The sequence below is a fragment of the Hymenobacter metallicola genome (assembly GCF_004745645.1).
In the GTDB taxonomy this organism is placed as follows: domain Bacteria; phylum Bacteroidota; class Bacteroidia; order Cytophagales; family Hymenobacteraceae; genus Hymenobacter; species Hymenobacter metallicola.
The window spans coordinates 958,582-971,655 of sequence record NZ_SRMB01000001.1; the positions used below are offsets into that span (position 1 = coordinate 958,582).

General features: G+C 59.0%; 9 protein-coding genes and 1 tRNA gene. 2 read left to right on the top strand and 8 right to left on the bottom strand.

The window, feature by feature from the left end; genetic code table 11:
* Positions 1-79: 79 nt before the first annotated feature.
* The 7 genes from E5K02_RS04030 to E5K02_RS04060 all read right to left on the bottom strand — a co-directional run bounded on the left by E5K02_RS04030 (position 80) and on the right by E5K02_RS04060 (position 8,516).
* Positions 80-1,186 carry a M23 family metallopeptidase gene (locus E5K02_RS04030; protein ID WP_240737144.1) on the bottom strand — a complete coding sequence of 369 codons (1,107 nt, stop codon included), beginning with the start codon at positions 1,184-1,186 and terminating at the stop codon, positions 80-82.
* A 139-nt stretch (positions 1,187-1,325) separates the two neighbouring features.
* Complete coding sequence (gene trxB, locus E5K02_RS04035; RefSeq protein WP_135392314.1) at positions 1,326-2,270, bottom strand: thioredoxin-disulfide reductase; 945 nt, start codon at positions 2,268-2,270, stop codon at positions 1,326-1,328.
* A gap of 279 nt (positions 2,271-2,549) precedes the next feature.
* Complete coding sequence (locus E5K02_RS04040; RefSeq protein ID WP_073111364.1) at positions 2,550-3,413, bottom strand: sigma-70 family RNA polymerase sigma factor; 864 nt, start codon at positions 3,411-3,413, stop codon at positions 2,550-2,552.
* A gap of 120 nt (positions 3,414-3,533) precedes the next feature.
* Positions 3,534-5,699, bottom strand: coding sequence for a polyribonucleotide nucleotidyltransferase (pnp, locus tag E5K02_RS04045; RefSeq protein WP_135392316.1), 2,166 nt, complete (start codon positions 5,697-5,699; stop codon positions 3,534-3,536).
* A gap of 193 nt (positions 5,700-5,892) precedes the next feature.
* Positions 5,893-6,168: a 30S ribosomal protein S15 gene (gene rpsO, locus E5K02_RS04050; RefSeq protein ID WP_135392318.1), complete on the bottom strand. Its 276-nt coding sequence runs from the start codon at positions 6,166-6,168 to the stop codon at positions 5,893-5,895.
* A gap of 391 nt (positions 6,169-6,559) precedes the next feature.
* Positions 6,560-7,993, bottom strand: a complete 1,434-nt coding sequence (locus tag E5K02_RS04055) for an LptF/LptG family permease (RefSeq protein WP_135392320.1) — start codon at positions 7,991-7,993, stop codon at positions 6,560-6,562.
* 109 nt (positions 7,994-8,102) lie between these two features.
* Positions 8,103-8,516 carry an START-like domain-containing protein gene (locus E5K02_RS04060; RefSeq protein WP_135392321.1) on the bottom strand — a complete coding sequence of 138 codons (414 nt, stop codon included), beginning with the start codon at positions 8,514-8,516 and terminating at the stop codon, positions 8,103-8,105.
* A 137-nt stretch (positions 8,517-8,653) separates the two neighbouring features.
* Here E5K02_RS04060 and E5K02_RS04065 point away from each other — a divergent pair.
* A tRNA-Met gene (locus E5K02_RS04065) sits at positions 8,654-8,727 on the top strand.
* Between the two features lie 383 nt (positions 8,728-9,110).
* Entirely contained in the window at positions 9,111-11,402 is a 2,292-nt protein-coding gene (locus tag E5K02_RS04070) for a GH92 family glycosyl hydrolase (RefSeq protein ID WP_135392323.1), read from the top strand.
* A 208-nt stretch (positions 11,403-11,610) separates the two neighbouring features.
* On the opposite strand, the gene E5K02_RS04075 is transcribed toward E5K02_RS04070, so the two are convergent.
* Positions 11,611-12,930: a family 1 glycosylhydrolase gene (locus E5K02_RS04075; protein ID WP_135392325.1), complete on the bottom strand. Its 1,320-nt coding sequence runs from the start codon at positions 12,928-12,930 to the stop codon at positions 11,611-11,613.
* Between the last annotated feature and the right edge of the window lie 144 nt (positions 12,931-13,074).

The window sequence follows — 13,074 nt, forward strand, 5'->3', positions numbered from 1 at the left end:
GCCTGCCGTTCTGCTGTGATAAGGTCCTGCGCTGGGCTCAGGATGACAGCTGTATAAAAACCATTGGAGCTTCCTACCCTTACTTAATGCGCAGGGTTTTGCCGGGACGCAGCACCTTCACGTTGCCGTTCAGGCGCCGCAATTGGGACTGCGACACCCCGTATTTCTGGGCTACTTCCGAGAGCGTGTCGCCGCTACGGATACGGTGGGTGACTACGCGGCGGGCGGCCGAAGCGGCCGAAGCACTGCGCTGTTTGGCCACCGCCTTGGCGCGCAGGGCCTTGCTATAGTAGTCAAACAGGGCCGAGGTAATCTGGAAATTGTCCTTGAGCAGCTTGTAGTCCGGAAAGTCATACATGCGCTCCGGGTCGATGGGGTTGCCCTCGTAGCGCACCTCGAAGTGCAGGTGGGAGCCGGTGCTGCGGCCGGTGCTGCCGCCCCGCCCGATGAGCTGCCCGGCCTTGACGAAGGTACCCGGCGCCACCAGGGCCTTGCTCAAATGACCGTAGAGGGTTTCCACGCCGTTGTAGTGCCGCACCAGCAGGTAGTTGCCGTAGCCGCCGCCGTCCCACTTCGAAATGCGTACCACCCCGTCGAAAGCCGCCCGCACGGAGTCGCCCGTATTCAGGTCGAGGTCCACGCCGTAGTGCCAGCGGTAGCCGCGGAAGCCGAAGTCCGAAGTCAGGGGCGTCGTGCTCAGGGGCATTTTGGCAAAGCGCTGCTTTTCTGGTTCGGTCAGCCGCAGATTTAGGGTATCCCGGATGCGGCGGCCATCTACCCGGTAGGGGTTGATGTTGCGCGTATCCCAGATAGCGTAATAGCCGGCCACCTTAATCCAGGAGCTATCGATGAGCACCTCCTCCGACATCTCCACAATCTGCTGTTCGCCTTCGTTGAGCGTGGTGGTATCCTCGCTGACGATGGAGAGCTTTTTGGCGGGATTGAAGAAAATCGACTTGGCCTCGTCCGAGTTGTCGTCGGGCAGGTCCTTGGTTTCAATCAGAATCGTCGTATCGGGCCGTACGTAGCGGATGGTAGGCGACTTGATGCGGAAGAAGTCTTTCCGCTTGCCTGCCGAACCAGCCTTGGCCCTGGGTTCGGGCACCTTCCGGCGCTGGGCCAGCACCTGCTCCGGCACGGCCAATAGCAGCGCCAGCAGCAGAAACGGCCCGAGCCAGTATTTCACAAATTTCAACAAGAGCAAGAAGTGAGATGGTGAACTAGTAAGATGGGGAGATTGGGAACTGGGGAGCTGTGGTTCGGACGCTACGTAACGGCGCCAGCAGAACGCAAACTCCCCGGTTCCCTACCTCACCATCTCACCACTAATGTACTCCCAGGGCGGCCAGGTACCGTTCGGCGTCCAGGGCGGCCATGCAGCCCGAGCCAGCCGCCGTGACGGCCTGCCGGTAGGTGTAGTCCTGCACGTCGCCGCAGGCAAACACGCCGTCGACGTTGGTTTTGGCCGAACCCGGAATCGTTTTCAGGTAGCCCTGCTCGTCGTGGTGCAGGTAGGGCTGGAAAATCTTGGAGTTGGGCTCGTGGCCGATGGCTACGAAAAAGCCTTCAACGGCTAAGTCGCGGGTTTCGTGTGTGAGCAGGTTTTTTACCCGCACACCTTCCACGGCAAACTGCCCCAGAATCTCGTCGGTAGCGGTGTCGAAGAGCACCTCAATCTTGGGATTGTCGAGCACCCGCTTCTGCATGATCTTGGAGGCGCGCATCTCCCCTTTCCGCACCAGCATATAAACCTTGTTGCAGAGGTTGGCCAGGTAAGTGGCCTCCTCAGCGGCCGTATCACCGGCGCCCACGATGGCCACGTCCTTGCCCCGGTAGAAGAACCCGTCGCAGACGGCGCAGGCCGACACGCCCGAGCCGTTCAGGCGCGCCTCCGACTCCAGGCCCAGCCATTTGGCCGACGCCCCGGTGGCAATAATCACCGCATCGGCCGTAATCTGCTTGGTTTCGTCGATGGTCACCCGGTGCGGGTGGCCCGAAAAGTCGACGGCCGTCGCCAGGCCGTAGCGGATGTCGGTGCCGAAGCGGGCGGCCTGCTTCTTGAGGTCTTCCATCATCTCCGGGCCCATGATGCCGTCGGGGTAGCCGGGGAAGTTTTCAACGTCGTTGGTAATCGTCAGCTGGCCGCCGGGCTGCAACCCCTGGTACATAACGGGCGCCATATTGGCGCGGGCGGCATAAATAGCGGCCGTGTAGCCGGCAGGCCCCGACCCGATAATGAGGCACTTTACGTGCTCCGTGGTATTCTCCATGAGAGTAGGAATGGCAATTTGAACTGCAAAAGTAAGCTTCCCCCGGCTATTCAACCGCCGAGTGCCGACATTGCTAAACGCATAGCTTAAACTGAGCCATAAGCCGGGATATGTCGAATCGGCAGAGCCGAAGTCGGAAACTCACCCAGAACGTCAGCTACCGTTGGATGCGGCATAATCGTAGCCAGACGGGACTGTACTTTTCCGGCGTTAGACACCTATCCACAAAGAAAAACCCCAACGTTCGGCTGGGGTTTTTCATGGTAGATAAGTAAAAACTTATCCCAGGTAGGGCTTCAGGGCCTTGCTGCGCGAGGTGTGGCGCAGGCGGCGGATGGCTTTTTCCTTGATCTGGCGCACCCGCTCACGGGTCAGGTTAAACTTCTCCCCGATTTCTTCCAGGGTCAGGGAATGCTCGCCGTTAAGGCCGAAATACAGCGTAATTACGTCGGCTTCGCGCTTGGTGAGCGTGCTCAGGGCGCGCTGCACTTCCTTGCGGAGCGAGTCGTTCATCAGGCCGGTATCGGGCGACTCCTCGTCTTCGTTTTCCAGCACGTCCAGCAGGCGGTTTTCCTCGCCTTGCACGAAGGGAGCATCTACCGACACGTGACGGCCCGAAATCTTGAGGGTATCGACTACTTCGGAAGTCGTCAGCTCCAGTACTTCGGCAATTTCTTCGGGCGAGGGCTCCCGCTCGAATTTCTGCTCCAGTTCAGAGAAGGACTTGGAAATCTTATTCAGTGAGCCTACACGGTTCAGGGGCAGACGCACAATGCGGCTCTGCTCGGCCAAGGCCTGCAGAATCGACTGGCGAATCCACCATACGGCGTAGGAAATGAATTTAAAGCCCCGGGTCTCGTCGAAACGCTTGGCGGCTTTGATCAAGCCCAGGTTGCCCTCGTTGATCAAGTCACCCAGCGACAAGCCCTGGTTCTGGTATTGTTTGGCCACCGACACCACGAAGCGCAGGTTGGCCTTCGTCAGCTTTTCCAGCGCTTGCTGGTCGCCTTCTCGTATGCGTTGCGCCAGCGTTACCTCCTCGTCGGGGGTTAGCAAATCCACCTTGCCAATCTCCTGGAGGTATTTATCCAGCGACTGGCTTTCGCGGTTGGTAATTTGCTTGCTGATCTTTAGCTGTCTCATTGCGGGCGCGGAAGTAGAGTATTTCTGAAAATGTTAAACATCGGGGTACCCTTTCTACGGGTACCGGCTGATTGTGACCAACATGCCGGTACCCGCGAAAGTTCTACAGCAGGAAAATGGTTAGGCTTGCGCTTCGCCGTTGCTGCTGGCAGCACGCTCGGGCTTAGGCAGTAGCACCTTGCGCGAGAGACGGTATTTACCCGTTTTCTTGTCGATATCCAACAGCTTCACGTCGATTTCCTGCCCTACTTCCAGCACGCCTTCCAGCGTGGCCAGCCGCTCGTGCGACACCTCGGAAATGTGCAACAGGCCGTCTTTGCCCGGCATGATTTCCACGAAGGCCCCGTAGGGCTGAATGCTGCGCACCTTGCCTTTGTAGGTCTCGCCCACCTCGGGCGTCGCGGCAATGGCGCGGATGCGGCTGATAGCAGCTTCCATGTCTTCCTGGTTGGAAGCGTAGATGCTCACGTGGCCTTTCTCGTCCTTTTCCTCGATAATAACCGTGGCGTTGGTGTCCTTCTGAATCTGCTGGATGACTTTGCCACCGGGCCCGATGACGGCGCCGATGTACTCCTTGTCGATCAGCATCTTGTGCGAGCGGGGCGTATGAGGCTTCAGCTCGGCGGCGGGCTGGCTGATGGTCTTGGCCATTTCGCGCAGAATGTGCAGGCGGCCTTCGCGGGCCTGGTGCAGGGCAGCCGTCATGATTTCGCTGCTCAAGCCCTGGATTTTGATGTCCATCTGGCAAGCCACGATACCCTTCTCGGTGCCGGTTACTTTGAAGTCCATGTCGCCGAGGTGGTCCTCGTCGCCCAGGATGTCGGACAGCACGGCGTATTCGCCGGTTTCCTTGTCCTGCACGAGGCCCATAGCAATACCCGATACGGCGGCGCGCACGGGAATACCCGCGTCCATCAAAGCCATCGAGCCGGCGCACACCGTGGCCATCGACGACGAGCCGTTCGACTCCAGGATGTCCGACACGATGCGCACGGTGTAGGGATTCTCGTCGTCCGAAGGCATTACCTTCTTCAACGAGCGCTGGGCCAGGTTGCCGTGGCCGATTTCGCGGCGGCCGGGGCCGCGGTTGGGCTTCACTTCACCGGTCGAGAAGGCCGGAAAGTTGTAGTGCAGCATGAACTTGCTGTAGCCCGAGGTCATGGCCGTGTCGATGATCTGCTCATCGAGCTTGGTGCCCAGGGCCACTGTGGTCAGGGACTGGGTTTCACCGCGGGTAAACAAGGCCGAGCCGTGGGCACCGGGCAGGTAGTTCACCTCGCTCCAGATGGGGCGAATCTGGGTCAGGGCGCGGCCGTCGAGGCGGGTGCGCTCCTTAATCATCATGTCGCGGATGGCTTTCTTCTCGGCCGACGAGTAGTAGCGGCCGAACATTTTCATGTCCAACTCCGGCTGCTCTTCCAGCAATTTCTCGGTCAGCGACTTCTTGATAGCACTGAAGCTTTCCTTGCGGCCGGCTTTGCTGGTGTTGCCCGACTTGGCTACCTCGTACGCCTGCTGGTATACTTCCTGCTGGATACGCTGCTTCAGCTCGTCGTTTTCCTCGTACTTGGGGTACTCGCGCTTCACGTGGGATTTCTCCACTTCAGCGGCCAGCTCCAACTGCACACGTACTTGCTCCTTAATGGCTTCGTGGGCGTAGGCAATGGCTTCCACCATTTCTTCCTCGCTCACTTCGTTCATCTCGCCTTCCACCATGGCGACCGAGTCGGCGGTGGCACCCACAATGAGGTCGATGTCGGCGCGGGCAATGTCGGCCGTCAGGGGGTTGATCTGCAGCTTGCCGTCGATGCGGGCCACGCGAACCTCCGAAATAGGGCCGGCGAAGGGAATATCCGAAATCGAGAGGGCAGCCGAGGCGGCCAAGGCGGCCAGCGCGTCGGGCTGCACGGTCTTATCGGCCGAAATCAGGGTAATCATCACCTGCACCTCGTAGTGATAGTCCTTGGGGAACATCGGGCGCAGAATACGGTCTACGATACGGCAGACCAGAATCTCGTAGTCCGACAGGCGGCCTTCGCGGCGCTGGAACGAGCCGGGAATGTTGCCGGCGCCGCCGAACTTTTCTTGGTAATCAACCGACAGGGGCAGGAAATCCACGTCGCCGCGGGCGCTGGGCTGCGACACGACGGTAGCCAGCAGCATGGCGTCGCCGAGGCGCACGACGACGGCACCATCCGCGAATTTGGCCAGTTTGCCGGTTTCGATGGAAATCTGCCGACCATCGGGCAGGGTAACGCTCTTGGTAATAGCGGTGTAATTGGGCATCTTCTCAGTTTGCTTGAAAAAGCGACAGCGGGCGAGCAGCCTGGAAAAACCAGGGCCGGCGGCGGGCCTGGTTTTGCTCTGGGTATTGGGAATCGAAAGGGCAACAACCCACTGGCACCGATTCGTTACCAGTCAGGCCAAAAAAAGAGCAGGGAACCTTCGTAAAAAGGCTCCCTGCTCCACTAGGGCGAGGTTACTTGCGGATACCCAGCTCTTTAATAATTGCGCGGTAGCGGTTGATTTCGCGGTGCTGCAGGTAGTCCAGCAGACGGCGACGCTTACCCACGAGCTTCAGCAGGCCCAGGCGGGTCGAGAAGTCTTTTTTGTTCACCTTCAGGTGCTCGGTCAGGTGGTTGATGCGGTGCGAAAACAGGGCAATTTGCGATTCAGCCGAACCCGTATCGGTTGCGCTTTTGGTCAGGCTATTCTTCGCGAAAATTTCCTGCTTAATTTCGGTAGTGAGTTTCATCGGCAGATAGGTTTTCCCCGTCTTAGATTAAATATGAAAAGAAAAAAGTCACCCCGCACCTCGGGGTGGCCGCAAAGGTAAGGATTTAAAGCGGAATATGCGAGGGGCACGCAGGAAATATAGTACTGGGGAGAATGAGCCAAGGTGCCAAGGCCAAAGGCGCGCCCTGGCGAGCATTGCGCGCCTGAAGCAGAAACGAAGCCCTCCTTTGCGGCCCGTACACAGTGACCTTTTAGCCAAAAGCCCTACCCTCTGCTCAGAGGGTAGGGCTTTTCCTAGTAGAGGATTCCGCTTCTTTCAGTGGACGGGTGGCTTCCTCGTGCCTTCTCGCCGGGATACATTCTTTGCATTCCCCACAGTAGCACCTGAGCCCATTCCTACTCCCTGCCCGCTAAACGGCCTTCTTATACCCGCGAAAGGGCAGCTTGATTTTGCGGAACAGCCGGCCCCAGATATCCGTCTCCAACAGGCCGGAGTCGCGCCGGGCCTGGTTGAGGAAAAACAGGCCCACGGGCAGCAGCAGGGCCGTGGCCATCCACATGCCGGCGCCCACGGGCATTACCCCTTCGCGACCGTACTTTTCCCCGATGATGGACAGGACGTAGTAGACGATAAAGAAGACAATAGAAATCAGCACAGGAATACCCAGGCCGCCTTTTTTGATGATGGCTCCCAACGGTGCGCCAATCAAAAACATGAGCAGCACGGCAATGGACTGGGTGTACTTGCGGTAGATTTCGATGCGAAAATTTCCGGCTTCCTTGGCCAGGTTGCTCATGTGCTCGGACGAGCTGCCCACGTAGGTACGCAGGTTGCGGACCCGGTTTTCGGCCTGATCGAGCAGGCTGGCGTTGAGTACCGGCAGCTTCGTGGGCGGCACCTGCCAGCTTTCCACCCGGCGGTTCAGGGCCTGGCCGGTGGTGTCGAGCCGCAGGTAGACGTAATACGGGTTGAGCTGGCGCGGGAACTGCTCACGCTCGGTTACGAGGCGGTTGTGCAGCGAGTCGGTGTACTCTTCGAGCTGGGGAATATTCTTCATCATCTTATTCCCCGAAAACAGCTCTTTCTGGGTGCGGCCCAAATCGAAGGAGGCCAGGGAAAAGGTAATCAGGTTACGGTCGAAACCCTGGCGGATGAAGCTCGCCCCGGCCCGGTCGCGGGAGTCGGGCTGCTCGACGTAGGTACGGCCGTGGAAGAGTTCCAGGCCCAGGTAGCTGCCCCCAAAGCGGGTGAACATGCGGCCCGAATCGGCCAGAATAACGGTGGAGTTGCCACGCCCGTTGGTGTGGTCGTAGATCATGACGCCCTTGAGCAGGTCCCCACTCTCGCCTTCCTTCTTATTAACCTTGATGGTGTAGCCCGGCAGGCCGTTGTAGAAGACCCCCTCCCGAATATCCAGGGCCAGCTTCTGCTGGCGCACGTCCCAGAGCAGGCTGAAGGTTTCGAGGTTGGCGCTGGGCACGATGCGGTTGTTGAACCAGAAAGCCAGGCCGCCCAGCAGCACGCTCACAATCATGACCGGGCGCAGAATGCGCGTCAACGAGATGCCCGAGCTCTTGATGGCCGTCAGTTCGTGGTGCTCGCCCAGGTTGCCGTAGGTCATCAGCGACGAGAGCAGTACGGCCAGGGGCAGGGCCGTAGGAATCGTGATAACGCTGAAAAAGAAAATCAGCTTGGCAATAACCTCCCAGCCCAGATCTTTCCCAATCAAGTCATCCATGTACTTGAGCAGGGTGACCATGAGCAGGATGAACTGCACAACGGCAAAGGTCAGGAAGAAAGGCCCGGCAAAGGCCCGCAGGATCAGTTTATCGAGTTTTTTCATGACAGGCACTCCCCTGCCCGGCACCCAGTGTGGCCGCCGCGGGGGAGCAAAAGACAAACGAAGATAGAACTCGTTTTGCTCTCACTCCCCCAAGTTTATTTTTCCGGTTTTAGCCGCCCACCAGCTCGCGCAGCTTCAGAATCAGGCTTTCCCACATTTCCTGCAGCTCAATGTCGTCGGTTTCTTCGCTGTAATCGATAACGCGCAGGTACACTTCCTGGGTCAGCTGCGACTCTTCGAGGCTAAAGTCCAGGTAATTGGCATCGGGCGTATGCCGCTTATTGTGGTCGAGGAAGACGTAGCGCACCGAGCGGTTGGTGCGGTGGGAATTCATTTCGGCGTAGTGAGGCTGGTTGTCCCAGATAAAATTGTAGCGGTGGTCTTCGTCGATGCGCACATCCTGGCAAAACCACTGCGACAACCCTGACGCCGAGGCCAGGTACGGGTAGAGAATTTTGGGAGAAGCGTTTACGGGGAGTTCAACCGTAAAACGGTGTTTGGAACGAGTAGCGGAAAGCGGCATAAGCAAAACAAAAACAGGAAAAAGGGAGAGGTTCCACGTCAGGTCGTTACATGGGCTGAGCCAATATACACGGCTTTTTTTTTACACAAGGCTTGCGACAGTCGAAATCTTGTCATTACCTTTGCACCACCAAACAGGGCGGGGTAGCTCAGTTGGTTAGAGCACAGGATTCATAACCCTGAGGTCACGAGTTCAACTCTCGTCCCCGCTACATAAAAAGGCCTTCCTACTGCAGGAAGGCCTTTTTTATTTTCCGGGCCTTTGGGCAAAACCGAGAAAGTGGCCTCCTGGCAGCCACTGCCGCCTGCGCTGGCAAGGCTTGGGTTAGCACAATCTCCTGCCAAATCCTAACACTAAGGTAACGCTGGCATAGCTTGTTGGATGGCGGCCGCACCCGGGGCAACGACTAGGGCACGAATACCTGCGCAAAAACAAGTTATTGAACAGGCGCGGCCTAGGGTTGCCCTGGCCGGCCGGGGCCTACGTCTGCTTTCACTCGGGATTCTGGGAAAACTACGCGGCAAGTAGTATTCTTACCAGCGGGCCGCTTCCGTACGGCGCTCTCCTTGGTGATTTGCCTTTTTCCCCAACCGAATGTCTACACGTCTTGCCGCTTTTACGGCGCTGTTGCTGCTGGCCGCCCACCTGGCCCCGGCCCAAGTAGCTCCCGCCGACCCGGACCCCGTGCAGTGGGTACGTCCGCTGATGGGCACGGATTCCAAGCCCGAGTTATCAAACGGCAACACGTATCCGGCCGTGGCCCTGCCCTGGGGCATGAACTTCTGGATGCCCCAGACCGGCAAGATGGGCAGTGGCTGGGCCTACCAGTACTCGGCCGACAAGCTGCGGGGCTTCAAGCAAACCCACCAGCCTTCGCCCTGGATGAATGACTACGGGCAGTTTGCGCTGATGCCGATTACCGGCCAGCGGGTGTTCGACGAGGATGCCCGGGCCAGTTGGTTTTCCCACAAGGCCGAAGTAGCCGAACCCAACTACTACCGCGTGTACCTGGCCGACCACGACGTGGTAACCGAAATTGCGCCCACGGAGCGCGCCGCCCGTTTCCGCTTCACCTTCCCTAAAACCGACAGCGCCTACGTGGTGCTCGATGCGCTGGATAAGGGCTCGCATGTGCAGGTGCTACCCGATCAACGCAAAATCATAGGCTATACCACCCGCAACCGGGGCGGGGTGCCCAAGAACTTCAAGAACTTTTTCGTGCTCGAGTTTGACCACGCTTTTACCAGCACGGCTCTGTACCAGGACAAGAAACTGGTAAACGGGGTGCTGGCAGTAACGGCCGACCACGCGGGAGCCGTAGTCGGGTTCCGAACGCGCAAGGGAGAACAGGTGAATGTCCGGGTAGCCTCCTCGTTTATCAGCCGCGAGCAGGCCGAGCTGAACCTGCGTGAAATTGGCAGCAACGACTTCGACGCCATTCGCCAGCAGGGGCGCGCGGCCTGGAACAAGGCCCTGGGGCGCATCGAGCTGGAGGGAGGCACGCCCGACCAGCGCCGCACCTTCTACTCCTGCCTCTACCGCTCGTTGCTGTTTCCGCGCAAACTTTATGAGCTGGATGCCACGGGCCGGGTGATGCACTACAGCCCTTTCAACGGGGAAGTGCTGCCAGGCTACCTGTACACCGATACCGGCTTCTGGGACACCTTCCGGGCCCTGTTTCCCTTCCTAAACCTGCTCTACCCCGACGTAAACGCGGAAATCCAGCAGGGCCTGGCCAACGACTACAAGGAAAGCGGCTGGCTGCCGGAATGGGCCAGCCCGGGCCTGCGCAACGTGATGGTGGGCAACAACTCGGCCTCGGTAGTGGCCGACGCCTACCTCAAAGGCATCCGGGGCCAGGACATGAACGTGCTTTACGAGGCCCTGACCCACGGGGCCGACAACGCCGGCCCCCTAACGGCCGTGGGGCGGGCCGGGGTGGAGTACTACAACCGGCTGGGCTACGTGCCTTACGACGTGAAAATCAACGAAAACGCGGCCCGCACCCTGGAGTACGCCTACGATGATTTTACTATCTACCAGCTGGCCAAAGCCCTGAAGCGGCCGAAAAAGGAAATCAACCTGTACGCCAAGCGCAGCCAGAACTACCGCCACCTGTTCGACCAGGAAACCGGGCTGATGCGGGGCAAAAACCAGGATGGCACGTTCCAGAAGCCCTTCAACCCCTTTAAATGGGGCGACGCCTTCACCGAGGGCAACAGCTGGCACTACACCTGGTCGGTGTTTCACGACGTGCAGGGCCTGGTGGATCTGATGGGCGGCAAGGAAAAGTTTGTGGCCCGGCTGGACACCGTTTTTACCCTGCCCCCGGTGTTTGATGAATCGTACTACGGGGAGGTAATCCACGAAATCCGGGAAATGCAGATTGCCAACATGGGCAACTATGCCCACGGCAACCAGCCCATTCAGCACATGCCCTACCTCTACAACTACGCCGGGCAGCCCTGGAAAACCCAGTACTGGGTGCGCGAGGTGCTGAACCGGCTCTACCTACCCACGGCCGACGGCTACTGCGGCGACGAAGACAACGGGCAAACCTCGGCCTGGTACGTGTTTTCGGCCCTGGGCTTTTACCCCGTGTGCCCCGGCACCGACCAGTACGTGCTCGGCGCGCCGCTATTTCCCAAGGCCACCCTGCACCTGCCCTCGGGCAAGGACATTGTGCTGAACGCCAGCAACAACTCCCCCGACAACCGGTACGTGAACCAGCTGAAGATGAACGGTAAGGTGTACGACAAAAACTACCTGAGCCACGAGGAGCTGCTGCAAGGTGCCACCCTCGAATTCGACATGCGTGCCACGCCCAATACGAGCCGCGGCACCAGAGCCGACGCAGCGCCCTTTTCCATGTCGAAAGCCAAGTAGCGCTACAACGGCTGGCGCACGACGTTGTTGCCACGGCACCACAACAGGCTTTCCTGGCGCAGGAAAGCCTGTTGTTTTTTCCAGCGCTTACTTTTGCCACCCATGAAGAGACCCTGTACACCCGCGGCATACAGCTCTGGGTACGCCAGCTCTCAAAGCAGTATGCCTACCCCCTGCCTGAACAAGTTCAAGCACTCGGAAGGCCTCTTTAGCCCGCTTCGGCAGAGGCCACGTTGGCCGGAGCCGTGGAGGCATCCTGGTCGGAGGCCTGGGCTTCGTCCTGTTGTAGGCGGGCCCATTGCTGGGTGCTTTCGTGGGGCATCACGATGGGCACCTGCAGGCACACGCTCTGGGCCGGCAGCACCTGCCGCCAATCGTGAATAAGTTGCTTGTAAGCCTGACCCACGGGCCGGATGTTGCGGTCCAGGTCGTAGAGGCCCAGCGGGTTCACGTTGCCGCGGTTTTCGCGCAGGGCCGAGTCCCAGTCGACTTGGTCGGTGAGCGAGTACCAGGTGAAGCCGATGATAGGCACTCCGTCGTTGCGCACGCGCAGCACGTTGGCCCACTCCTTCCACAGCCAGTTCACGGCCTCGTCGCCGCAGGGGCCCTGGTGGAGGTTGGTTTCGGTGTGCATCACGGGCAGCCGGTACCGGTCGTGGTACTGGCGGGTGATGACGTGGTAGCCGAATACTTCGCCCGAGGCCGAAGTACTGCCATCGGCCCGCACCCGGTGCTCATTGGTTTTGTAGTAGTCGTTGCCCATAATGCACTGGTGGCGCAGGTTGTTGTGCATAAAGAAATGGTATTCCTCGCGCGTCATCCCGTTGTCGAGCAGGTACTCGTACATTTCCGACTCCACCCGGCGGCCGTAGTTTAAGTCCAGCGACAAAAAGCGGCGGGCATTCATCAGCTCGGCCGCCCGGATAGCCTGCGGATTTTCGGCGTGAAAGTATTCTGACGACTCGCTCTGAATAAACAAGGCGTCGGGCCGCACTTGGTTGATGGCCTGCATGGCCAGCACGTTGGCTTTCACAATGTGCTTCAGGGCCGTTACAAAGGCTTGGTCGGTAGTCAGTTGCTCGTTCCACCAGCCGTAGAGGGCCGAAAACACGGCGCAGATAAACATTTCGTTGACCGGGGTGTAGAGCTGCACCCACGGAAAGCGCTGGGCAAAGGCGCGGGCATAGTCGGCAAAGAGGACCGGAAAATCCGGGTTCTGAAAGTTGCCCAGCCAATCGGGCACCCCAAAATGGCATAAGTCGACGATGGGCGCAATGTTGCGGCGGCCCAACTCGCCAAAGGTTTCGTCGGCAAATGACCAGTCGTACTGGCCCGGCCCCAGCCACGTGGTGTGAATAGGCGGGCCGTAGCGCAGAAAACTGATGCCCAGCTCCTGCACCAGGTCAAAGTCTTTGCGCCAGTGGGTATAGTGGCCGCACTTTTCCATCTCATCCACGCGCACACGCCCGTTTTGAATGGTGGGGTAACTGTTTTCGATGCCGGTGGCGAAAAGAAAGCGGGGAGTCATACAGGGGCTTCGGTACGGGCGAGCAGGCAGAACCAACAGTCCTTAAACCCCAGCTTCGGCCACTTGGTTATCGGCCGGCTGGAAGCATACGGAACTGCAATTACGGGTTTGCCCAGGCAGAAAAACCGTATAAATCCGGGAGCA